This window comes from Allocoleopsis franciscana PCC 7113 (genome assembly GCF_000317515.1).
GTDB classification, from domain to species: Bacteria; Cyanobacteriota; Cyanobacteriia; order Cyanobacteriales; family Coleofasciculaceae; genus Allocoleopsis; species Allocoleopsis franciscana.
In genome coordinates, this window is the sequence record NC_019738.1 from 1,248,225 (window position 1) to 1,272,762 (window position 24,538).

Annotated in this window: 18 protein-coding genes; 10 read left to right on the top strand and 8 right to left on the bottom strand. The window is 46.6% G+C overall.

The window, feature by feature from the left end; translation table 11 throughout:
* Window positions 1-497: 497 nt before the first annotated feature.
* Both MIC7113_RS05245 and MIC7113_RS35960 read left to right on the top strand, forming a co-directional pair.
* Entirely contained in the window at window positions 498-2,648 is a 2,151-nt protein-coding gene (locus MIC7113_RS05245; RefSeq protein ID WP_015181138.1) for an iron uptake porin, read from the top strand.
* A 426-nt stretch (window positions 2,649-3,074) separates the two neighbouring features.
* A complete protein-coding gene (locus MIC7113_RS35960) occupies window positions 3,075-4,283 on the top strand; it encodes a hypothetical protein (RefSeq protein ID WP_015181139.1) in 1,209 nt (402 codons plus the stop codon).
* A 346-nt stretch (window positions 4,284-4,629) separates the two neighbouring features.
* Here MIC7113_RS35960 and MIC7113_RS05260 read toward each other — a convergent pair whose 3' ends face one another.
* A complete protein-coding gene (locus MIC7113_RS05260) occupies window positions 4,630-4,806 on the bottom strand; it encodes a twin-arginine translocase TatA/TatE family subunit (protein WP_015181140.1) in 177 nt (58 codons plus the stop codon).
* Between the two features lie 112 nt (window positions 4,807-4,918).
* Here MIC7113_RS05260 and MIC7113_RS05265 point away from each other — a divergent pair, with 112 nt between their 5' ends.
* On the top strand, window positions 4,919-5,662 hold the full coding sequence (locus MIC7113_RS05265) for a phycocyanobilin:ferredoxin oxidoreductase (protein ID WP_015181141.1): 744 nt from the start codon (window positions 4,919-4,921) through the stop codon (window positions 5,660-5,662).
* 47 nt (window positions 5,663-5,709) lie between these two features.
* On the opposite strand, the gene MIC7113_RS05270 is transcribed toward MIC7113_RS05265, so the two are convergent.
* Window positions 5,710-6,498 carry a hypothetical protein gene (locus tag MIC7113_RS05270; protein WP_015181142.1) on the bottom strand — a complete coding sequence of 263 codons (789 nt, stop codon included), beginning with the start codon at window positions 6,496-6,498 and terminating at the stop codon, window positions 5,710-5,712.
* Between the two features lie 225 nt (window positions 6,499-6,723).
* Window positions 6,724-8,385, bottom strand: coding sequence for a peptidase M15 (locus MIC7113_RS05275; RefSeq protein ID WP_015181143.1), 1,662 nt, complete (start codon window positions 8,383-8,385; stop codon window positions 6,724-6,726).
* Window positions 8,386-8,433: 48 nt separating this feature from the next.
* Here MIC7113_RS05275 and MIC7113_RS05280 point away from each other — a divergent pair, with 48 nt between their 5' ends.
* Window positions 8,434-9,201, top strand: a complete 768-nt coding sequence (locus MIC7113_RS05280) for an HAD-IIB family hydrolase (RefSeq protein WP_015181144.1) — start codon at window positions 8,434-8,436, stop codon at window positions 9,199-9,201.
* Window positions 9,202-9,301: 100 nt separating this feature from the next.
* Window positions 9,302-11,965: a WG repeat-containing protein gene (locus MIC7113_RS05285; protein WP_015181145.1), complete on the top strand. Its 2,664-nt coding sequence runs from the start codon at window positions 9,302-9,304 to the stop codon at window positions 11,963-11,965.
* A gap of 77 nt (window positions 11,966-12,042) precedes the next feature.
* On the opposite strand, the gene MIC7113_RS05290 is transcribed toward MIC7113_RS05285, so the two are convergent.
* Entirely contained in the window at window positions 12,043-13,050 is a 1,008-nt protein-coding gene (locus tag MIC7113_RS05290) for a hypothetical protein (RefSeq protein WP_155897939.1), read from the bottom strand.
* A 757-nt stretch (window positions 13,051-13,807) separates the two neighbouring features.
* Between MIC7113_RS05290 and MIC7113_RS05295 the strand changes: the two genes are divergently transcribed.
* Window positions 13,808-15,643 carry an aspartate kinase gene (locus tag MIC7113_RS05295; RefSeq protein ID WP_015181147.1) on the top strand — a complete coding sequence of 612 codons (1,836 nt, stop codon included), beginning with the start codon at window positions 13,808-13,810 and terminating at the stop codon, window positions 15,641-15,643.
* A gap of 217 nt (window positions 15,644-15,860) precedes the next feature.
* Here the strand turns inward: MIC7113_RS05295 and MIC7113_RS05300 are convergent, their stop codons facing one another.
* From MIC7113_RS05300 to MIC7113_RS05310, 3 genes are all read right to left on the bottom strand, one after another.
* Window positions 15,861-16,895, bottom strand: a complete 1,035-nt coding sequence (locus MIC7113_RS05300) for an endonuclease/exonuclease/phosphatase family protein (RefSeq protein ID WP_015181148.1) — start codon at window positions 16,893-16,895, stop codon at window positions 15,861-15,863.
* Between the two features lie 103 nt (window positions 16,896-16,998).
* Window positions 16,999-17,841: an ExbD/TolR family protein gene (locus tag MIC7113_RS33055; protein WP_015181149.1), complete on the bottom strand. Its 843-nt coding sequence runs from the start codon at window positions 17,839-17,841 to the stop codon at window positions 16,999-17,001.
* Window positions 17,842-17,905: 64 nt separating this feature from the next.
* On the bottom strand, window positions 17,906-18,577 hold the full coding sequence (locus MIC7113_RS05310) for a MotA/TolQ/ExbB proton channel family protein (protein WP_390464699.1): 672 nt from the start codon (window positions 18,575-18,577) through the stop codon (window positions 17,906-17,908).
* A gap of 414 nt (window positions 18,578-18,991) precedes the next feature.
* Between MIC7113_RS05310 and MIC7113_RS05315 the strand changes: the two genes are divergently transcribed.
* Together MIC7113_RS05315 and MIC7113_RS05320 are read left to right on the top strand one after the other, a co-directional pair.
* Window positions 18,992-19,291: a YkvA family protein gene (locus MIC7113_RS05315; protein ID WP_015181151.1), complete on the top strand. Its 300-nt coding sequence runs from the start codon at window positions 18,992-18,994 to the stop codon at window positions 19,289-19,291.
* Window positions 19,292-19,421: 130 nt separating this feature from the next.
* Window positions 19,422-19,625, top strand: coding sequence for a hypothetical protein (locus MIC7113_RS05320; RefSeq protein WP_015181152.1), 204 nt, complete (start codon window positions 19,422-19,424; stop codon window positions 19,623-19,625).
* A gap of 45 nt (window positions 19,626-19,670) precedes the next feature.
* On the opposite strand, the gene MIC7113_RS33060 is transcribed toward MIC7113_RS05320, so the two are convergent.
* On the bottom strand, window positions 19,671-22,856 hold the full coding sequence (locus tag MIC7113_RS33060) for a PAS domain S-box protein (protein ID WP_015181153.1): 3,186 nt from the start codon (window positions 22,854-22,856) through the stop codon (window positions 19,671-19,673).
* Window positions 22,857-22,985: 129 nt separating this feature from the next.
* On the opposite strand from MIC7113_RS33060, the gene MIC7113_RS05330 reads away from it, so the two are divergent.
* Both MIC7113_RS05330 and MIC7113_RS05335 read left to right on the top strand, forming a co-directional pair.
* On the top strand, window positions 22,986-23,663 hold the full coding sequence (locus MIC7113_RS05330; protein ID WP_015181154.1) for a response regulator transcription factor: 678 nt from the start codon (window positions 22,986-22,988) through the stop codon (window positions 23,661-23,663).
* A 462-nt stretch (window positions 23,664-24,125) separates the two neighbouring features.
* A complete protein-coding gene (locus tag MIC7113_RS05335; RefSeq protein ID WP_015181155.1) occupies window positions 24,126-24,521 on the top strand; it encodes a response regulator transcription factor in 396 nt (131 codons plus the stop codon).
* Window positions 24,522-24,538: the final 17 nt, after the last annotated feature.

The following is a 24,538-nucleotide window of genomic DNA, read 5'->3' on the forward strand; positions in this document are numbered from 1 at the left end:
AGTGCGATGTGTGCTAACGCCCTTTGTTTCCCTGCCTACATTGAGGAGATTTAAAGCCTCCTTTTTCTCCCACAGTCTGAAGACTGGGGCTACACGAACAAAGTCCGCCTACGCGGACTACAGGATAAGAGGAATGTACAACCCAGATTTGGTATTAAAGCAAATTGGCTATCCTTCCTCTGACCTGCCTGCATAGGGTGTCATGTCCTGAGAGATATATACCACTAGGTCACAACCATTGACTTATGCAGGAGGTCTATTCATGACTGAAATTGTCTTAGCATCGCCAATCCGAAGCACCGCGATTGTCGAAGTCACCGCAGCACTAAAGCCGATTGTGCCAAAGGGATAGCGCCAAAGGCGATCCGCTCAACTTGACATTGTCTAAACCCAATATAATGAGAAAATTTCATACATCAACTCAAATTCATCTGTATTACGGTTGACGAAAAACTAGGGGTGTGGTAGTGAGAATCAACAATTTCTGTAATCTGTCGATGTCCAATTCAAAGCTTTGGCTTTACATCGGCTTACTACTAGCGGGTACGCTAGCGGCACCAGTAAAGGCTCAAACGCCGGAGTCGGAAACCGTGCCGGATTTAGAACCCAATTCTGCAACAGTGCTGAGTTCACGAACGGCTAACGATTCAGAAGTCGTCAGTGAAGCATTAACCAAGAGTCAAGAACTACCCGAAGACAAAGTCCAGTTACCTCCAGAGAAATCCTCTCAGGTTTTCAACCCATCTTCTGAATTGGTAACGCAACAGGTCGATTTAGGGGGCTTAGGCCAAAACTCGGAAACTCCTGTCAAAGAGTCGATGACGGCAGCCTTTGCACTCTCCCAATCTGACCTCAGTTTCCATGATCGGGTGTCTGTCAAGTTAGACAACCCGCCAGAGGTGCTGCCTTCCTCTGAAGCATTGCAGCCATCTGCCGCATCAGTAACATCAGAGCAGAATTCTAACACTGGTGTTGAAGAGGATATTACTCCGGTTGCTGCGCTTGCCAATCGAGGTGAATCAGCACCAAGTGAGCCAAGTTCAACATCACCCGCATCAATGGCTCAATCCGACCCAGTTCTTAGCCCTGATGCACCCTTATCTCCCACTGTGGACGACCTGCAAGACCCAGAAGCCGAACCCATGGATCAGGTTACCAATGTGACCCAACTGCGGGATGTACAACCGACAGACTGGGCTTACGAAGCGTTACGAAGTCTGGTAGAACGCTACGGCTGTATCGCAGGTTATCCCGATGGTACCTTCCGGGGCAACCGGGCGATGACCCGCTATGAATTTGCAGCCGGTCTTAATTCTTGTTTGCAGCAAATTGAACGCATCCTTGCCGGCCGAGGTGACTTAGCCAGCCAAGACGATTTAAAGACGTTACAGCGATTGTTGGATGAGTTCAATACGGAACTCGTAACGCTGAAAACACGGGTGGATACCCTGGAAGGACGCACGGCGTTTCTAGAGGATAATCAATTCTCGACCACCACTAAACTGTTTGGGCAGGTGGTGATGGGTGTCCAGGGACGCACTGAAAACGAGGCTGTGTTCTTCGCGGGTCAAAAAGTACGCGATCGCGGCACCAATATCAACGTTATTACGAATACGCAATTAAGTCTGTTTACCCAGCTTGGCCCTCGCAGTATCTTGCTTACAGGTCTTCAAGCCGGATCGGGTAGCACTACCCCCTTCAACCCCAATCCCACCTTTACCCGATTGGGCTATGAAGGGCCAACGAATCCCGATAACAACGTTGTCCTGAGTGACCTTACCTTTCGCCATCTATTCGGCAGAAATTTTGCTGTGATTGTTGGCACGGCAGGGGTTAATCCGGTAAACGTCTTCCGGGGTGCCAACCGTGTGGAAAGTGCAGGATTTGGCCCGATTTCTGCCTTTGCTCAGCGCAACCCCATCATCAACATTGGTGGTAGCAGTGGCGTCGGCTTCGATTGGCAAGTTAACCCTCGGATTAGTTTACAGGGAGTTTATTCTACCGATCTTGCTTCTAATACGGATCTCGGCGGCATCTTTGGGGGTAACCGAGGCAAAACTGTAGCTGGTGTACAGTTGGCGATAACTCCGATCAATCGACTGGATATCGCTTTTAACTACATCAATTCTTACACCCCCGGTGGCCGCTTCGATACAGGCAGAATCGGCACTGGAATTGGGGATGATCTGGTAACCCTTGGTTCACCCCTCAAAACCGATGCTTTCGGTGGAACGGTCAGTTTGCGAGTTTCGCCACGCTTTACCATCGGGGGTTGGGCAGGCTTCACCAAGTCTTGGATACCAGGGCGATCGGGAAATGTGGACACCTTTAACTGGATGGCATTCCTCAATTTCCCCGATTTATTGGGTCGCGGCAATTTGGGCGGTATTTATGTCGGTCAGCCTCCCAAAATTACGAGTAGCAATTTGCCAGTGGGATTCAATATTCCTGACGCCATCTCTGGATCGGGTTTTGGCAATCCCGGAGACCAACCAGGAACATCCACCCATGTCGAAGCGTTCTACCGTCTCCGTGTCAGCGACAATATCAGCATCACGCCTGGTGTTGTAGTGGTGTTTAATCCAGGCCATAACTCCAATAGTGATACGGTAACGGTTGGTGCGCTGCGTACTACGTTTACGTTCTAGGTTCTGTAACGCCAACCGATCGCTCTTGTAGCCAGAGGTTTGAAAGAGCAATTTCTCTCAAAATTGCTCTTTGGCTTCAAGAAGGCAGGAGGCTCGAGGGCAGAGGGCAGAAGAGATCAATTGTTGCGGGATTGTGACCCCTCCCAATTGGAAGCCACCAAATCGAAGATTGGAAAGGGGCTTTATACCCTTACTCCTTTCAGTCGTGGGCGTGATGAGCAGGAACCAAACATCTGCCTCCTGCCTCCTGCCCTCTGCCCTCTGCCTTTTCCGGTAAGCTTCGGGCTTTGGGAAGGAGTAACGATAAGAACTGATGCAAATTTCCCAGACTGGGAACTTGGTAAGAGGTTATTGCGTCTCTCAAGAGTTAAATCCGGCTAAGACATCTACTGCATTCACGTCATCTACCTACCGAGGAATCTAATTATGATTGCCAAATCTGCTCGATATGCCCTTGGGTTTTTTGGACTAGCTGGAAGCTTAGCCTTTATAGCGGCTGCACCTGCTCATGCCCAACAACAACCCTCAAGCAGTGGTCAAGATATTGTTAACATTACAGGGGGTCAAGCTTCTTTTATTGACGGTACGATTTTCGTCCCAGGCTCTGGTACCTCTGGTTCTTCTAGTTTGGTGTATGGAAGTAGTGTCAAAGACGGTACACTTCGCATTCAAACGAATCGGGGAGATATACCAACTCCGATCTTATTTAAAGAAGGAACCGTTCCTACTCTCAATATTACGGCTGGGGGTACTCCTGCTGTCGGGAATACAGGTAGTGTTGACGGGAATGTATCGTTCCGAGCCTTTACGTCGGATGGTCAACCGGCTCTGTTTGTTGGACTCCCCGCAACGCTGGAGTTCACTTTGACTTCTGTTGATTCAACAGGCTCTAACTTTGACAGTACCAAATTTTCTACACCTCCCGACTATACCCTGATTACTTCTGGGGGTGTAGCCACTTCAGGCTCGTCTACATCAACGGGCAGCGCTATTACCAACGTCCTCATCTTTCAAGTCCAACCGAAAGATTCTGATCCAACCGATCAAACAATTCTTGGCACTACTATTCCAGCCGCTGATTTTACAGATGAGGTAGAGGGAAAAAGTTACCCAACTGACTTCGATGTTGACCTAACAGGCGGTTTTCTCACCATTCCCACGCCACCAGGGTTTAGTGCTACAGGCTCTTCTTCTAACAACAACTCCAACTCAAACAGTAACTCCAACTCAAATAATAACTCGGATACCGATTTTGCCTCATCGACTACAACTTTTATCCCTGAGTTCAGTGGTAGTGATGAGGACAGTATCCAGAATGTATTTTCCACAGAGTATCAGCCCTCCTCTGGCGAACCCATTGCAGAAGGATCTGATGACAGTGGCTCTGGTCGAGTCTATCGTGTGGGAGAGAACTACTATGTCACGGTAGGACTATCCAGTCGAGTTTTTCCGGGATTAATTGGTGTGACACCAACACCAACACCAACGCCGACAACAAGCCCAACCCCAACCCCAACCCCAACAACAAGTCCAACCCCAACCCCAACCCCAACCCCAACAACAAGCCCAACCCCAACCCCAACGCCGACAACAAGCCCAACCCCAACCCCAACCCCAACAACAAGTCCACTATGATGAACCAAATGAGTTAAAGCACTCAGCTTGTGCCTTGCGGAGTCGCGATGTGATCTCATCTCATCGAGAGCGATCGCATTGCCAAAAATTTCTACCGTCAACATGGCGGTAGCGTATAGTGCAAGACGATTGTTGATAAGGGCACGATCTAATCGTGCCCTTATTTAGTAATTAGGCCACTCTCGACCCTATAATTAGTGCTTTTTAAGCATTCGTATTGATCAGTAAGCTATAGCTAAAACTGTGATTAGAAAAGCTTTTCTGGGTTTTTTCCTACTAATAACTTGCCAACCAACAACCAGCCCTTAAACAACTCTGTTGAATTCAGTAACTGTACATCGCTTCATTAAGAATTATTCGGGTCATTGTCATCTTGCTCAGTCGCTGGATTATTCATCTCCTCTTTGAAACCTCTGAGGGTTTTCCCTAAGGCGCTACCCATTTCCGGAATCTTCTTCGGACCGAAAATAAGAATAGCTGCCAATGCAATCAGCCCAACTTCTGGCAATCCTAAACCAAACATACCCAATCTCCGATAAACTGTCCTTCACTCACTATAGACAGGAGAGGGGTACCCAGAGCGCTATTCTTGATCCAGCAATAGCCTTTTCCTTGGAACCCTCAATTTTTAATCAATGTTAGAAAGCTCAAAACCGTCCCTACGAGAACAACAGCACCCCCTCATCCGCCAATTGGCGGACTGCATTGAGTCCAACTGGCAGCGCTACCTCGACCTATCGCCCTACGAACTACCAGCCGAGATGGGATATGTAGAAGGACGCTTGGAGGGTGAAAAACTGATTATTGAAAATCGCTGCTATCAGACTCCTCAATTTCGCAAAATGCATCTAGAATTGGCAAGAGTCGGCAATATGCTCGATATTTTGCATTGTGTGATGTTTCCTCGTCCCGAATATGCGTTGCCGATGTTTGGCTGCGATTTAGTGGGGGGACGGGGACAAATTAGTGCGGCGATCGCCGATCTCTCTCCAGTCAACGCTGAGCGCATCTTACCGGACGCCTATCGCCACAGCTTACAAGCATTACCCACGCCTGAGTTTTCTCAACCCCGTGAACTTCCCCCATGGGGAGAGATTTTTTCAGAATTTTGTCTCTTTATTCGACCGAGTAGCCCAGAAGAAGAAGCGAAGTTTCTCTCACGGGTGGATGATTTCCTAAGAATTCACTGTACTTCTGCGTGTCAGGCTTCACCTGTGTCTGTTGAACAAAAATCCGAAATCCTTGAAGCCCAGCGCTACTACTGTACCCAGCAGCAACAGAATGACAAAACCCGTCGGGTGCTGGAAAAAGCCTTTGGTTCTGACTGGGCAGAACATTATATGACTTCGGTGCTGTTTGACCTACCGATAGCCCAATAATACCCAATCTGTTTCCACAACCCCCTTATCCCCCAAAAGTGAGTGCATTACTGAACACCTGCTCGCTTAGTTCTAAGCGTCACATTAACGCCTTCACTTGATTGCTCTAGCACTAACAAAGGAGTCGGCTTGGCTTTTTGATCCCAACGGATAAACACAATCCGCCCTTGAATCGTTGGTTGCCAGCTTTCGCGATCATCATCGGGATTGAGGAACGTTTCAATACAATCAATAATCTGATTAATTGTAGCGGAGGTCGCTTGGGTGGGTAATTTCATCAAAATAATTTGTATTCGGAAAAGCACTCGCAGCGTTCGCTTCCCTCCGCTTTCGGTTTCGTACATCACGTCGAACATTTCATCCACTTGACGCCCTGCACCTGCAATGCCAATCACAGTCTGCTCCTTATGATTCGGTCGCAGGGCTACACTAATAATCTGTTTGACTTTTATTTTAATCTGATTAATAATGGCGAAATGGAAGACTTCTTCTTCCATTCGCATTCTCAAGTAATCCAGATTAAATTCACGGGAGTGAATTAAATCCGGATTCTTTTCCATTTTTTGGATCGTATCGAGAGCTAACTTTATTTTTCTCTGTAGATCTTTAGTTTTGTATTGCTCAAACTTGAGTTTCTTACTAGCTTCATCTAGTTTGAGCTTCCCATACACTGCTAAACCAATCAGTAATAACACAAGCCCAATGGAGACGAACATCCAGGGTTGCCCTAAGGAATGAGACTCTGGAGCTGTCGCATTGGAGGCAGGGGATGTGGAATGCGGTTTAACAGGAGCTTGAACCAAGGCAGGCGGCATGGAGATGGTAGAGGTGGACATGATCACTCCTGGCTAGAACTTAGCGTCTGTTTTTAGGTTGAGAATGCACCCCCTGGATTGCATTCTACTAAGGCTGGAAGACAAGTTTGTAGTTAGGGGAGACATGAGAGGTTAAGCACTTACGCAACCGTCTCATAATTTTTGCTATTGTGCTACCCATTGCTACGCAGGAAGGTATCGTAGATTCCCCTGACCTTCCTGATTGATATTCCCCTTAGTTTTAACTTAGTTTCGCCATCGGACTCGATAGCTCCTAGCATCAATGTGACAGAGATAGGGAAATTGAGTATAACGACCTAAGCCACCCGGCCACCAGGGTTCCAAAAACCAGTAAAGTTGATTGCCGGTTAAACCTTCGCAGATAAAGTCGATCGCATCACCAACTTGATAGCGGTGAGACGCCTCACTTCCCATAGCACCATGCCGGTCGAATGGGCGATACCAATTCACTACGATTAACGGTCGCCCAATGCGATCGCGTGCCCGTTGTGCTAGTGTCGCCATGCGAATGATCGCCTCCACCGTTGCCTGATTCGGGGGCATCTGGGTGCCGCCATGCGTGGCATCAGCCCAAGTAAAGTGACCATCTGGGATGATTGGGGCGAATAACTGAAGATTATCCGGCGTCCAATGGGTAGGGCGCTTAAGAATAACCACGGGTATTGGCGGCGGAGGGGCTTCTGGGGCACTGGGGCGGACGGTTTCCAACCGTTTTTGGTCTTCGAGTAACGAATCAATAGTTTGATTGCGAGTAGGCAGACTGCGCCAGAGTTGGACTAAACGGATTAAAGCTTCTCGTTGGTGATCGAGTTCTTGATAGTCTCCCGGTAACCGACGGACAAAGCGCAGAAGTTCCCGATCCATCTGTGTTGCCAGGTTCAGCATTTCTGTCCGATCTGTGGTGCTGGCATTAAGCTGTTCAGCCTGAATTCCTAGGGTAGCTAGGGCGGTGGCGCGAGAATCAAGTTGACGCCAGATGCGAAACGCCTCAGTCAGGGCATGGCGTTGGCTTCCTTGCCCCTGGTACGAATTGGGGAGGTGCTGAACAAAAGCGATCAACGCTGGATCGATCACCGTCAAGTTTTCTTCGGGAGACGAGTTGGTTTTCAAAGATGCGATCGCCTCCTCCCGTGTTCGCATCTGACGCCACAACTGAACTACACGAATCAGCGCCTCTCGCTGCTGAGGATAACCGCCATAGTTCGCAGAAATCCCCTGCACAAATTGCTTGAGGGGAATATCCAGTTGAGACTCGTCCTCCATCGCGGTGGTAACCTCGGCATTCGGCACTAACGAGGCGATCGCCGCTTCGCGAGTATCCAGTCCTCGCCAGATGCGTACTCCCGAAAGGATGGCATCTCGTTGATGGGGCAATCCGACGTAATAGTCGGGAATACCATCTACTAAAGAGATAAGAGCACGATCAAGATAGGCGAGATTATCCGGTAGATTAGCCGCCTTACCATCCGCTGCCAAGTCAGTCAGGTAAGCTTGTTTGAGCTGAGTCCAGTCACAAGCTTCTAAACGAGCAATCGCAGATTCACTGCCAATCGGCGCATACCCACTCGCCACCTTTTGCAGAAATTGCTCGGTGTAGCGACCTTGTTCAGCCTCCCACAAATCGCCCCCTTTCCACCCCTGATCCAGTAAACTCTCACTTAGAGAACGAATCACATTTGCCGCAGACTGAACCTGTTGGGGAAAAGTATTTACCTGCGCCAGTGACACTCGATTCGCTGGAGAAATCCCTAAACCCGTTTCTGCATCCGCCAGAGACGGTGACGAGTGGGCGGCATACAGGGCTGTCAAAATTGGCTTATGAATGCCTACTCGTTCAGCTTCTATTAGATAGTAATAATTACGCTGGTCGGGTGAAAATGTTGCCATGACAAAATATAAAAATTCAAATTAAGGCACTCATTACACAATAATCCTATGGTTTTGGTACCCCTTAAGCAGGCAATAACCAACAACGACTGGAAACAGCCTCGTCTGATTGCTACCGATATGGATGGTACGCTAACGCAGCAGGGAACGTTTACGGCGAGTTTGCTGCAATCCTTGGAAGATTTGAGCGCCGCTAATATTCCAGTATTAATTGTTACAGGTCGCTCCGCTGGATGGGTGAGTGGACTGGCGACTTATTTACCTGTGGCAGGCGCTATTGCTGAAAATGGGGGTCTTTTCTATCCGAAACATAGCGCCGAATCCGTCGCCTTGACACCAATCTCTAACCTAGTAAAACATCGACAGCAGCTTGCTCAGGCTTATCAAAGCCTAAAATCAGAATTTCCTCAGATTCAAGAGTCGAGTGACAATCGCTTTCGCCTAACGGACTGGACATTTGATAATGGCAACCTAAGGGTGAGTCAACTGGAACGTATGAACGCTTTATGCGCTTCCCTGGGATGGGGTTTTACTTACAGTTCCGTACAATGTCACATTAAACCCGCATCTCAGGATAAAGCAGTGGGTTTGAGGCAAGTGTTACAAGACTATTTCCCGGAGTACGCAACACAGCAAGTTGTGACGGTTGGCGATAGTCCCAATGATGCCAGTCTGTTCAACCCGGAGTTATTTCCTTTCTCTGTCGGGGTTGCTAATGTTTTAGATTATGTGGATGAACTGAGATATCAACCCACTTACATCACGGCAGCTTCGGAAGGGGAAGGATTTTGTGAATTGGTGCAGTATCTATGCTAACGATAGGTAAATCTGTAGTGTTAAATCCAGCAGGATATCCCTTAAACTTTTCCCAAAGGCTCTCAGTCCAAAGAGTTTATAAACTACTTGTCCTTTTTAAGTGTTGAGTAACTCCAGTTTTTCTGATATTCAAAACCATTGGGCCGCTGAATGTATCCGCCAGTTGCGATCGCGAAACGTGATTAGTGGCTATCAGGACGGTACATTTCGACCCAACAACCCCGTAACTCGCGCTGAATTTGCCGCCTTGATCGGTAAGGCATTTGCCAACGCGCCACTGATTCGGACTGGGATTACCTTTAAGGATGTGCCCTCTAATCATTGGGCAAATGCTGCGATTCAAACCGCATATCGAACCGGCTTTATTTCAGGTTACCCCGATCGCACTTTCAAACCCAATCAGCCCATCACACGAGTGCAAGTCTTGCTAGCCTTAGTCAGTGGGTTGAAATACACCACAGCCGCCGCCAGTTCGACTTCCCTACAGGATTATTATGACGATGCTGGGGCGATTCCGATCTATGCACTAGGTGCGATCGCCGCTGCCACCCTCAAACGCCTCGTCGTGAACTATCCCGATGTCAAACGCCTCAACCCCAATCAAAACGCCACAAGGGCTGAAGTATCAGCGTTCATTTGTCAAGCCTTAAATATCCCTGGCATCCCATCCAAATACATTGCTGGGGGTAGCCTCTTTGTCATTGCACCCCAATTTGACGAGGCGGATTCTTTTAGTGAGGGACTGGCACGGGTTAAAACAGGGGAGAAATGGGGCTATGTGGATAAGCAAGGTCAACTCGTGATTCAGCCAAAACTCGATGAAGCCGAGGCATTTTCTGATGGACTCGCCTTGGTGAGAACCTACTCGACTGTTGGGAGTTCATTCACCACGATTCGAGAAGAAAAAGTAATGGAAACGCGGGGGGTTTGGCTAACCACAACTGATAGCCGCGTCTTCAATTCAAAACAAAGCATTACAGAGGCGATGAACTTCCTCGCCGACACAGGATTTAACGTGGTTTTTCCGGTCGTTTGGAATAATGCTGCCACCCTTTATCCAAGTAAGGTGATGAAGGAAACTTTTGGGGTCGAAATTGACTCTCGTTTTGTAGGTCGAGACCCCTTAAAAGAACTGATAACTGAGGCAAAGCGGGTCGGATTGGCGGTGATTCCTTGGTTTGAATATGGCTTTGCCAGTTCTTATAGTCAGAATGGTGGGCCATTACTTGCTAAAAAGCCTCATTGGGCAGCACGGGATGCGAGTGGTAACCTACTCAAAAAGAATGATTTTGAGTGGATGAATGCCCTGGATATAGAGGTGCAAGATTTCCTCCGGAGTTTGATTTTAGAAGTCGCAAAAAACTATGATATTGCAGGGATTCAAGGTGATGATCGCCTGCCTGCACTCCCTTCAGAAGGTAGCTACGACTCCAAAACCAGTGAACGCTACTCCCGGCAATTCAACCAAAATCCGCCATCAAATCCTAAAGAGGCTCAATGGCTTCAGTGGCGTGCAGATATCCTGACAGATTTTCTTACCCGCCTCTATCAAGAACTGATTGCGATTAATCCCAATCTGATTATTTCCATGGCACCGAGTGCCTATCCTTGGGGACTCCAGGAGTATCTTCAGGATGCACAAGCATGGATTGACCAAGGACTGATTGATTTAATTCATCCTCAGCTATATCGCCGTGACCTTGAGGGTTATAAACTGTTGGTTGATCGCATGGTGAACCAACAATATAAACCTTCACAATTGTATGCTTTAGCACCCGGTGTTCTGCTGAAAGTCGGCACCTATCGGATGAGTGCAGAACTCCTATTACAGACGATTCAGTATAATCGCGACCGCAGTATTAATGGAGAAGTATTTTTCTTCTACGAAGGTCTCAGAGAAGACAACAACGCCTTAGCAAAAGTATTAAAACAAGGCCCCTATGCTCAATCCGCACCGTTCAATCCTGCCATTTTTAAAACACGGGGTTTCACACCTCGAAGAGTTGGGGGTAAGTATAGTTATATTAATCAATTCGGTCAAGCTGTCACGCAGCCCCAATTTGATTGGGTTGATTCCTTTAAGGAAGGGTTAGCCAAAGTCAAAATGGGCTATAAGTGGGGTTATATTGACAAAACAGGAAACCGCATTAGTCGATTGCAATTTGATGAGGCTGAATTATTTTCAGAAGGGTTAGCCCTCGTTAGGGTAGGCAATAAATATGGTTATATCAACAAGCTAGGTCAACTGATCACTCCCCTTCAATATGATGCGGCTAACTCTTTCCAAGAAGGATTAGCGGCTGTCAAAATTAGTGATAAGTGGTTCTACATTGATACCACAGGAAAAGTTGTACTCTTACCCCAATGTGAGGAAGCCGCTTTGTTCAGTGAAGGATTAGCGGCGATTAAGTTATCCGGAAAGTTTGGCTATATCGACAAGACCGGAAAAGTCACCATTCAGCCGCAGTATGATCAAGCAGAGGCTTTCACCGAAGGATTAGCACGAGTCAAAGTGGATGGCAAATGGGGTTACATTAATCCTTTGGGTCAAATGATAATTACACCGCAATTTGATGCGTCTGCATCCTTTTCGGAAGGGTTAGCAGCAGTTCAAAGCAATGGTTTGTGGGGATATATTGATAAAAATGGCCTCCTTATCATCTCTCCCGAATTTAGTGAAGCGAAGCCATTTCGGGAGGGATTAGCGTTGGTACAGCTTGGGAATAAATGGGGCTATATTCGGAATATTTTATCGAGTGGTTAGCTAGTAAGACAAACGCCCTACTAGCTAACGACTTGATCTGACTCAATTAGGGAAAGGATAAAATATCGCTCTTACATTTATACCAATGTTTTAGTCAGTTCTTCTTCCTCCATCACGGGACGTTTTGGTTGAATGGCTGAAAAAATGTAATCAGGTGATAGTTCCGGATAGAGTTGAGAATATTTTGTATCGTAATGTCTCACCTCAAAAAAGTGCAAATTGATGGGGTGGGGTTTGTAAATGGAGAAACATTCCAACAGAGAATAAGTTGCCGCGCACTCTCTGGGGCCACCAAATCCTAAATCCTTATTATTCCATTCCCGACCGGATTCTATCCAAAGTTTAACCTGGTCTTTGGATAAACCGAAAAATCCCGAATGAGGATTGGTACACTCTCCAAATTTAACCCCGTCCACTTCTACACTTGATAACCGATTCCACTCCAGTCCGCTATCGATAATGAGGTCAATATACCGCTTAGTTCCTTCCCATAATTCATAGCGATTGGGGAAAAGTAATGCACGTTTAGAGCCACAGGTAGTATTAAATTTTTCAAGCTTTTCTAAAAGGTAACTATCCTGAATGAGAATGTCATCCTCAAGGAATAAAAACCAGTCAAATTCATCCACTCTCTTAACAAATTCATCTTGACATTTGAATCCCATAAACATGGGATCTAAATTTGATTCTTCTTGCACCTGAATACAGTTAATTTGATATTCCGGCAAATAAGCTGTAATGTGTCTGTCAGCTACGGTTTTGATGACAATAGTCAGTTCACAATGGGCAAAGCTAGCAAGAAGGCTATCAATTGTTAACCTTAATTTTTCGATTTTGGCTACAGCTTTTTGACGGTCTTGGGATTCTTCAACGGATGTAATATGGGGAATAACAGCAATTACTTTTGGGGGAATGGGTTTAACCTGTTGACCTTCTCCGAGCGTTTTGACAACATCACACCTTTGATAAAATAAGGCTACTTTGAAATACTGCTTCAAATTACGGAATAGTTCTATCATGAGAGCCAATCGAAACATTACGAACTGATAGAACTTTTTTTTGAGGCTTTGTCTTTCGGTTTCCATTTTCCCCTCTTCTGTCATTAGAGTCGTTGATTGATAGGTATTGGTGTTAATTAAACGTAAAAGCACCAGCGGCTACAATTCGTTTTGTGCCGCTCAATCATAATGCAGGGCAACCTAGTCTTTGTATTAGGAGAGCTTGATTAAGTTACGATGATGCCTAACCCATTCCAAATGTTACCCAACTTCTGTTTCAATGGAGGTTTTCGCCTGAACTGGGCACCCATGATTCTTTTAAAATATCTCCAGCCGAAATAGAGGTGAACCTCAGAATCACACAATCAACCAATAATTTCCACCCAGTGTTAAAAACCAGTCAGGTCACGATACTTTCAGTCTAGGCTCACTGGAAAAAATTAGAGTGATTACAAATCTCAGGAGTTAAGGCTGAAAAAGCAGAGAAAACCCATTTTTTCTATTTTAATACAGCTTGTGCCAAAACCAATCTCCCTAAGGGGATAGTTTAGCCAGAAGCTGATGCCTCAGCCCTATTCCTGATCCTTAAAACGGCTTGCTTCCATCTTGTGTGCAGACATCGTCCTTACAGAATTCCTCTAGGAGAGTCGTCAATCCGGATCAAGCCCACAGAGGTGGTCTATTTTTGTAGCTGGCACCCTAAAATGTAAAATCAAGCAGTTTTGACCCCCTGGGTCTGATAACGTTAATTGTTGATCAAGATTCAATGCCTTTGGGTGTCCTTCATCGAGTGAACTCCTTGACTGTTTAAGGCATTGGCAGGAAGTTGGGTGGGGTAAACATTATGTCGCTAGTTGTTCAGAAATACGGTGGTACTTCCGTTGGGTCAGTTGAACGCATTCAATCTGTGGCTCAGCGTGTGCTTAAAACGGCACAGCAGGGCAATTCCGTGGTTGTCGTCGTCTCCGCCATGGGTAAAACTACCGATGGTTTGATTAAACTAGCCAACGAAATTTCCTCGAATCCCAGCCGCCGGGAAATGGATATGTTGCTTTCAACCGGTGAGCAAGTCTCTATTGCCCTGTTGTGTATGGCATTGCAAGAATTGGGACAACCTGCGATTTCTTTAACGGGTGCCCAAGTGGGAATTGTCACAGAAGCACAACATAGTCGTGCCCGGATTCTCAACATCCACACTGAGCGGATTGAGCGGCATCTTAATGAAGGAAAAGTCGTTGTTGTGGCTGGCTTCCAGGGTATAAGCAGCATAAATGAGTTGGAAATTACCACTCTAGGGCGTGGGGGTTCAGATACGTCAGCCGTTGCCCTAGCAGCATCCTTGAAGGCAGATTGTTGCCAGATTTATACCGATGTCCCAGGGATTTTAACCGCCGATCCCCGCCTGGTGCCCGATGCTCAGTTGATGGACGAGATTACCTCCGATGAAATGCTGGAATTAGCCAGCTTGGGGGCGAAAGTGCTGCATCCCCGTGCGGTGGAAATTGCCCGGAATTACGGTGTGATGTTGGTGGTGCTCTCTAGTTGGACGGATGATCCCGGTACCAAGGTGGTTTCTCCCTCGCCTCAGCCGCGTTCCCTGGAAGGGCTGGAGATTGCGCGATCAGTGGATGCAGTAGAGTTTGATACAGATCAGGCAAAAGTAGCTCTGTTACGAGTACCCGATCATCCCGGTGTGGCGGCGCGGTTATTTGGTGAGATTGCCCGTCGAGATTTGGATGTGGACTTGATTATTCAGTCTATTCATGAGGGCAACACGAACGATATTGCCTTTACCGTAGTGAAAGGGATTCTCAAACGAGCAGAAGCCGTGGCAGAAGCGATCGCGCCCACCCTCCGCAGCCACAATGCCGTTAATTCTGAAGAAGCGGAGGTGATGGTTGAGCGAGGCATCGCCAAAATTTCGATCGCCGGTGCAGGGATGATTGGACGCCCCGGTATTGCCGCGCAGATGTTCAAAACCCTAGCAAGTTCTGGGGTGAACATTCAGATGATTTCCACCTCAGAGGTGAAAGTGAGTTGCGTGATTGATGCCCAAGATGGGGATAAGGCGATCGCAGCCCTCTGTCAAACCTTTGACATCAACAGTTCCCCTGTCCAACAGGGGCTTATCCGTAAATCCAAAGAAACCGATCAAGCCCTAACCCATCCCCAATCCCCCGTGCGGGGCGTTGCCCTCGACCTCAACCAAGCCCGTTTGGCCATTCGCTACGTCCCCGATCGCCCTGGCATGGCTGCCCAGTTGTTCGGACTCTTGGCTGACCAAAATATCAGCGTTGATATGATTATCCAATCTCAGCGTTGCCGCGTGATGGATGGCGTTCCCACCCGTGATATTGCCTTTACCGTATCACAAGCCGATGCCCAAGCCGCTCAGACGGTTCTCCAACAGGCTATGTCCCTATTAGGCTGTGGCGAGATTCTCCTCGATCTCAACATTGCCAAAGTGAGTATTGTGGGTGCTGGGATGGTGGGGCAACCGGGTGTCGCGGCACAAATGTTTGAAGCGCTTGCCCAACACCAAATCAACATTCAAATGATTACCACCTCAGAAATTAAGATTAGCTGTGTGGTATCCAAAGAGGATGGTGTGATGGCATTGCAAGCCATTCATAAGGCTTTTGGATTGGCTGGGAGTCAAAAAATCGAAGTTCCTGCTTAATTCAATTGGTGTTCATTTGTCGTTGATGTAAAGGCACGATAGTATCGTGCTCTAGCCGATTTATCTAATATTAAATAGAATAGAAAAAAGAATACAACAAATGGAAGATCCCCCTAAATCCCCCTTAAAAAGGGGGACTTAAAACTGGATTTTGTTCCCCCCTTATTAACCGGAGCTTTAGTGAGGAGGGCTAGGGGGGATCTAATCTTTAGTCTCATTAAGGGAAATTGATATAACCCTTTTTATCAGGCAAAACCAAATCTGTAATTAAAGGTCGATGATCTGAACCGACAGATGACCCAGCCCGAATTTTCGCTACTTTAATCTGTGGACTAATCAAGCAATGATCGATGGGAATCGAGAATAGCCGAGTGAACAGAACGGGCATTTTGGAGTAAGGAGGATAATCTGTTTTGAGCGGCCATGTGGGGACAATTCCGAATCCTTGACGAGCATTTTTCAGCCCAGCCTGACTCATTAACCGTTTATAGTAGGGCGACCACATCGTAATATTTAAATCACCCATCACGAGTACTGGGGTTGAAACAGATTTGATATATTTGCCGATTGCCTCTAACTGCTGATTACGGGCTTTAAATAAAGCCGACTTAATTGGGGGTGGTGGATGAGCCGCCACCAGGGAAACGATTTGTCCATTGATATTTAATTTTCCTACTATACTGGGATTTTGAGTTGTGCCCAAAAAAGCGAAAGAAGCCTTTTCTAGGGGGCGCTTGCTATAGAGCGCAATGCCGAGATTATAGGGATTAGCCTTAACAATTGAATAGGGCAGAATATCTTTTAAGGTATCTAACTGTTTGACCCAATCTTGATGAATCTCCATAAAAACAGCAATATCCGGTTTTTCTCGCCGAACGAGTGACAAAACTTGAGAATATTTCTGATTTTCAACGTTTACATTTGAACTTAAAACTCTTAGTTTAGTTGGATTATTGATTTCTATACCCGTTTGAGGAATGTACCAAGGAGCAATTTCAACTAAAATAATCGATAAACAAAATAACCTAATAATAATTAATTTTTTGTTGCGAGTTAGTAGAAGCAGGCCACATAGAAATAAAGTCAACAAGAAGTACTGAAACTTAAAAGGAGAAAGAAGTTCTAAAAAAATATTTCCTCTTAAGGAGCTAACAACAGAAATTAGAGTTGTGGCAATAAGACCCAAAAATAAAGCATAAGAAATTAAGCCAATAATGGGGTTAATTCCTGGATTTTTATTGAAAATTCCCATGATAAATTTGGGGCAAGAATTAGGGTACTGCCCCTACTAAAGTTCGACGTTTTCAAGATTACTGAACCGACTCTCTAGGAGGGGTATTGGTTCTGGGAGCCACCTAAGTACCAGGAGTCGGTGCGGCTGAATTTCCTGGAGAGGTATTGGTTCTGGGAGCCACCTGAGTACCAGGAGTCGGCGCGGCTGAATTTCCTGGAGCCACCTGCGTACCAGGAGCCGGTGCGGCTGGATTCCCAGGGTTAACCCCTGATTGTCCAGGCAATGGTGGTGGACTGCCTGGGCTAACACCGGGTACTCCTGGCAGTGGTTGTCCTGGATTACCCAGAACTTGTGGTTGAGCTGGGTTGACGGGGTTAGCGGGATTGAACGTGCCATAAGGATAAGTCCCCAGAGAACCCTCACCTGGATAAGGGGTGTAGCTAGGAACACCCGTGGCGGGGGGAGCCGCCGGATTGAAGACAGCTCCCTGATCGGTTTTCCCAGGGATGGTGGCTAGTGCTACGCGAGCGCCTCCTTCATCCCTCAGCAAATCTAAAACCTGCACAACCTTGTTATAACTGGCATTCGCCGAAGCATACAGAACCATCAATCCATCGGGGTTCTTTTGACGATAGTCTCTTAATTTTTGCCGAAAATCCGTGTCCGTCGTGATTGGCTGCTTCTCAACGTAAACTTGACCGAGTTCATTGAGGCTAACCACTAAAATCTGCCGTCCCTGTGGCGTCCCAGTACTGGCTTTGGGTACCGCGATATCGACATTGATGGCTTGCTGACGAGACAAACCCACGGCTGACAGCAAGAAAAACGTCAAAATACAAAAAATGACATCAATTAGCGGAATCAGCTCAATCCGAACATCTTCGGTTTGGGTATCTATCCGAAGCCTTAGAGGACGGGCTGTCACCTGAGTCGGATTTGGACGAATTTTTCTGTTAGAAGACATAAGTTATTCCAGCCGTGCTGCCATACTATCGTCACGATTCGCTTAAGGGTAGTATTGAGTCAATTTACTTTTCAGAGACTTCAGGAATCTCTGCCGGCTTCAGCTTTACGGAATTAGAAGTGTCAGAATTGTTAAGAGTGTCAGAGATTTCGCCTTGTAACCAATCTTGTCGGTAGAGCAACTCTAACTCACTCCCAGCTTTACGGAAGATTCTGACCTGGTTGTACCACAAGGCTTGAAAAAATCGATAGAAAACCAGACTGACAATCGCAATAATCATCCCTGCCGCCGTGCTAATTAAGGCTTCTCCAATCCCAATCGGCACGCCAGCGACTGAAGCGGTTCCTAGGTCACTAAAACTAATTGAACGCAAAGAGCGAATCAAGCCCAGAACCGTACCGAGTAACCCCAGGAGTGGCGATATCGTAATCACGGCTTCCATGAGCTTATCTCCCCGACGCATTAAAGCCAACTCATCATCCGCTGCCGCCTCCAATGCCAGCCGAAACACTTCTGGGTCAGGGTTAACGAGTCGTAAAGGAGCATAGAGATATCGCCCAATGGGCTGTCGCCTGCCCTCAAGAGCCATCTCTGTGGCGGCTTGCCAGTTGCTCTCTGCTGCATCGAGTACACGCTCAACAATTTTGCGTTCTCTCCACAAGATGCTTGTCCAAAACCACATTCGTTCTAAGATTGTGCCCAAAGCGAGGATTGATAAGACCAACAATGGCCACATTGCTGGTCCGCCCTTTTGAATAATTTCCCTAATATCCACCGTTTGTTCTTACCTCCCTTGACTGAATGAGCACACCTGGTCATTGTAAAGATGCAAGCCATTCCAATTCTATGGATTTCGAGCAACTTGCAAAGAGGCTAACCTGATTTTCTCTGATTAGTTCACTAACCTAGCTCCACTGTTGCACCTGCATAACCCTCTACAGGAGCATTTAGGGGAATGGGAGCTGCCACAGGGGGCAACCAGCAAGGGAGCAGAGGAAGCGGTTCTTTGCCACCTCTGATCAGACGCTTCGTCCCCATCCCCCGTGCCAATCCCTTGGTGGGTTAACACTCGACAAAATCAGGGGGGTTATCCACACCGGAAGTTGCTGAAGGGATTTGGCAATATTAATAGTAACTAGAGGGTAGACACATGAACAATTTTCCCCAATCAATTTACAACTGGTATCGCAATACGCTTCGGAATCCCAAATATCGTTGGTGGGTCATTTTGGGTTCGCTCCTTTATATTGCTAGCCCTATTGATATCTCCCCTGACTTTATCCCTATCATTGGGCAAATCGATGATGTCGTAATTTTGACCTTGTTGGTTTCCGAGGTTTCCCAGTTGCTCATTGATACAGCCAAATCTCGTAAAGGCGAAACAGTGGCTTCCAGCACCGAGAACGTCACAGATCAGACGGTGGATGTGGATGCTGTATCCGTTAAGTAACGCCGATCTGCCCTAAAGCATTGCTCCCTCCCCCTTGCGGGGAGGGATGAGGGGTTTCAATCTTCCTTTGAATTAGAATATGAAAAAATTGTCCGCTGATTGTCTGGAGAGTTAAAAAGAGGAAATTACTGTGGAATCTACCATAAACTGTGCCGAAGCCTGTATCAACGGCTGTGTTTTAGGAGACCAATGCCCTAACAAGGAATTTGCTACAGAAGCGTCCAAATTCATCCAAGAGACTTCGCTGGATAGGATGCTAGAAATGGCTGAAGAAGCCCGACGCAAAAAGATGACGCAACCTCCTCAATGGGTGATTCCAGATTTTCCAGAGTAGAAAAAATAGCACTATTTTTCGGCAGTTTTTAGCATCCTCAAAAGTTTATTGATTCATCTTAAGTTGAGTCAAAGAACAACGAGCCGAAGCCAGGGGAATTTTAACGGTTACGGTTGTCCCAACTCCCACTTGACTATCAATTGAAATTTCTCCTCCTTGTAAGTCTAGACATTGTTTAACGACGCTAAGACCTAAGCCAGTTCCTGTAATATTGGCGATGTTTTTTCCACGATGAAATAGCTCAAACAGATGGGATTGGTCTTCTAAGGGAATGCCAATCCCTGCATCTTTGATTTGGAAAATAGCCTCTTTTTTACTACAGATTAAAACCAGATGAATCTCCCCCCCCTGAGGCGAATATTTTAGGGCATTAGATAATAAATTATTCAAGATTGAACGGATTAATTTTTCATCAACAGAAGCGGTCGGACACGACCCCTGAATCGTTAAACAAATTTGATGCTTAGGGTCAGCATTAAGTTGCAAATCTTCTATCAAAGAACGACAAAATTTTTCCAAATTGATCGGCTGAGGATGAAACTCTAATTTACCGCTTTCGGCTCGATTAATGGTTAAAAGGTCGTCCAGCAGTTGAGTCATGTTTTTAGCAGCCGTTTCGATCCGACTGAGATTTCTCAGCTTTTTTTCCTCCGTCCATGCCGGAGTGTACGATTTAAGTAATTGGGCGCTGCCTAAAATCGTACTCAAGGGCGTGCGAAATTCATGGGAAACCATGGAGAAAAAGCGGAGTTGAACTCTTCTCAGTTCTTGTTCCGCTGCCAAGGCACGGCGAATTTCTTCAGTCTGCTTACGCTCTGTGATATCTCTTAACACAGCAAGATGCCGCCCTGGCAAGAAACTCGCTTTAGCCGCATACTCAACATCTCGCACGCTACCATCGGGACGCAACAGCCGCAGTTCTCCCCTTCCCTGTCCCAGTACAACCACCGTGCGCCATACTCGTTTAAAATCGCAATCTGGTGCGATCAAATCGGCAATCGACTGACCCAGGAGTTCAGCCAGGGGTCGGTTAAAGAGCTGGCAAGCGGCAGGATTGACCTCTACATAAGTGCCCTGATTGTCGATTATAGCGATCGCATCCAGTGAACTCTCGAAAATCGCTCGTAACTGCTGTTCCCTGGCAAGGATTTCGGTAATGTCCATAGCGGCGCAGGTAATGCCAGTAATATCTCGATTTGACCCCAGCAACGGCTCTACCGTTAAGTCGTAGTGGCGAATTTCACCGTTGATGGTCATAGAGGTTTCTTCCCGGCTCCCCACCCCTGTTGTCAACACTTGGCGCTTGATGGCTGTGAGTCGTTGACCATCCTCAGTCCCAAACAGTTCACAATCTAACTGGCCAACAACCTGCTCGAAGGAGAAACCAAAGAGAGAATTATAGAGCCAAGTGTAGCGTAAGTCGATGTCCTGATTGAAGACGGTAGTGGGTGAATTCTTCAGCGCCACCCGAAACCGTTCCTCGCTGGTTCTGAGTGCTTGTTCAGCGGCAATCCGTTCTCGGATTTCAGCTTGGAGAGAGGCGTTAATCCGAGTTAACTCGGCAGTGCGCTCGATGACTCGAATTTCGAGTTGATCACGAGCTTGACGCAGGGCATTCTCCGCTTCCTTGCGCTCGGCAAGTTTCAATTGTAGCTGTTGATAGAGGTTGGCTTGGTGGATAGCGATCGCTAACTGAATCGCTAATTGCTGGAGTAAATCCATCTCTAAAGGCTGCCATTGCCTGGGTTGAGAGCAGTGATGAGCAATCAATAGCCCCCAAAGTTCCCCCTGGTACACAATGGGTACAACCAGCTTAGACTTCACTCCCCACTCCTTCAGAAAGTCAATCAAGCAAGGTGACACCTGATCCGTTTCGGGATGGACAATCGCACGAACTCGCCCCTGGCAGTACCAATGATGAAATTCGGGCGGAAAGACTTCGGGGGGAAAAGTGTGTCCGAGAATTCTCAAACAACCAGGAACCACGGACTCAGCAATTGTACTTCCCGTACTATCCGGCCAAATCCGATAGACTAAGACTCGATCCACCTGAAGAAATTGCCGCACTTCTTCCACTGTGGTAGAAAGAATCACATCTAAATCTAATGTCTCTCGGATGCGCTGAATACTGGCTGAAATCAATCGCTCGCGTTGTGTTCGTTGTCGCAATACCTCCTGAGCTTGTTTGTGTTCGCTAATATCGCGACTATTAGCCACAATCGCTCTAATATCGGGATTACTCAGCCAGTTTGTCGCGACACTTTCTAACCACGCCCAAGAGCCATCCGCCCGCTTCATGCGGTACTCAACCGTTACAGGCATTCCCGGTTGAGCCAAGATAGCAGACATCGCGGCTTGCACTTTGGAAATATCATCCAAATGAACTTCATGGGCCGGTCGCTTGCAGGATGATTCTGTTACCGGATAGCCCAAGATTCGCTCTCTTGTTGAATTTTGGTAATAAATATTGTCCTGCTCATCGGTGAAGGTAATGATATCGTAAGAATTCTGCACAATGGCTTTATAGCGGGCTTCACTCGTTCGCAAGGCTGCCGCCGCTTGACGCCGCTCTTCGACTTCGGCTTGCAGTCGTTCGTTCGCCTGTTGTAACTCGGCGGTGCGTTGCTGCACTCTGAGTTCCAATTGCTGGTTTAATTCCTGGAGGGCAAGTTCTGCTTGTTTGCCCTGAGCACTTTCCTGTTGCAATTGTTGCATTGCCGCTTCCAGTTGGGCGGTTCGTTGTCTCAGAACTTGTGTTTCCTGAAACAGACTAATCCATGCTGTCACTTTCGAGCGCAAGATTTCCGGGACAAGGGGCTTAAACAAATAGTCCACCGCACCTAGGGCATAAGCTTTCAATACCTCAGTATCGCTGGGATGGCTTTGCGGATGGGGCTTGCTTGGCTTTCCCCGCGCATATTTTCGCTGAGTCTCACCTGAACTCTCTCCCGTTTGTGCACTACTGCTATCTGCAATAAAAATTACTGGAGTGTGGTGCCCATTTGGTGTGTCTCGAATCCGCTTTGCCGTCTCCAATCCATCCATTTCTGGCATTTGCACATCCAGGAGAATTAAAGCAAACTCCTGATTCAGTAAATATCTCAGCGCTTGTTCACCGGAATCAGCTTTCACCAAATTGTGTCCCAGACTCTCCAGTATTGCTTCTAACTCCAGCAAATAGTGCGGCTGGTCATCAACCAAGAGGATATTCACGTTAGCTTTATGCCGCATAGTTTCACCCTACCAACGGAGGGAGTAGTGAGGTAAAATAATCCTAGTTCATAAAACCTTTATTAACGTCTTATCTTTATCGTTATTATTTGTGTTATTTAATCCTTAATCCTCCACAATTTACCTGCGATGAAAGTTCTTCTCGTAGAAGATGATGAACTCCTAGCAGGAGTTATCGCAGAATTCCTCACAGACCACCTGCATGTAGTTGAGGTTGTTACGGATGGAGAGTCGGCTTGGAATCAAATCAGCGCTCTTGAGTATGATTTAATTTTGCTCGATGTCATGCTGCCCAAGCTGGATGGTATTAGCCTCTGTCAGCGATTGCGTTCCCATGGCTATTCTGTACCCATTTTGATGGTCACAGCTCGCGATACAAGTACCGACAAAGTCCTGGGTTTAGACGCTGGAGCTGATGACTACATGGTCAAACCCCTTGATTTTCCAGAGTTACTGGCGCGAATTCGGGCGCTGCTGCGGCGGGGGAGTGCTGTCTCATCTCCCATTCTGGAGTGGGGAGACTTGCATCTTGACCCTGCCACCTACGAAGTCAGCTACCATGACAACACCCTGCGCTTAACCCCCAAAGAATATAAACTTTTGGAACTGCTGCTACGCAATGGGCGACGAATTTTGAGCCGCAATATAATCATTGAACGGCTTTGGTCTTTTGAGAAACCGCCAGAAGAGGGTACCGTCAAAACTCACATTAAGAGTTTGCGAAAAAAACTCAAAGTGGTTGGCGCTCCCACTAATTTGATTGAAACGGTTCATGGTATCGGTTATCGCCTCAAAGCACTGACCTAAAGAGTCGAAGAAAAATTAGATCTATCAGTAACCAAGCATAAAAAGGGGAAATGCTTAATAGCTTAAGTTACCCTTTTATCCTTAGATTGACTTGAGCCATATTTTAAAGGTCTGGCAATGAAGAATAGAGGAGTTTGACCGTTCATTCTTCATTTTTTATTCTCGATTTCTTTCCGAATTCTCCACGATTTTTTTACTAAATATCTGTAAGATATGAAGCAAGTATTTTTGGCATCGATCTAAATTTTCAAAAAATTAGCTCCATCAAACCTTAGTTTACAAATCAATCAGAAACTCATTGTCATCAAATCTACACTTAATTTTTTTTATTAGGGAGGTGTTTTGGGATTGAGGATAATGATAGATTAATCAAGCAGAAATTCATCTACCTTTATTTCCTTCCGCCTACAGACTAGGCTACGGATAGCTTCAATTGACTAGTCCTGAAATTGGTACGGCTGAGTGAAAAATTACAGTCAAGATCTAAAAATCTCAACAATTCTGGTCATTGATGATAATTTGTTATTTCTAGAAACTCTTTTAGAGCTGCTGGAAACACACGGGTTTCAAGTGATTGGAAGTCAAAGCGGTTTATTAGGCTTGCAATTGGCAGAGGAAAAGATGCCTGACATGATCATTTGTGACATCAGGATGCCTGAACTGAATGGTTATCAAGTGTTGATAAAACTGCGTCAAAATTCACTGACAGCCAAGATTCCGTTAATTTTTATCACCGCTAAACCCATTGATCAGCCCCAGAAAGTTGTTCAGGAGATGGGGGCAAATGGTTACCTGATTAAGCCGTTTTCAACAACCCAATTAATCCTGACGATTAAGGCTCAACTCGAAACCCAATAGGTGATTACCCATTAATT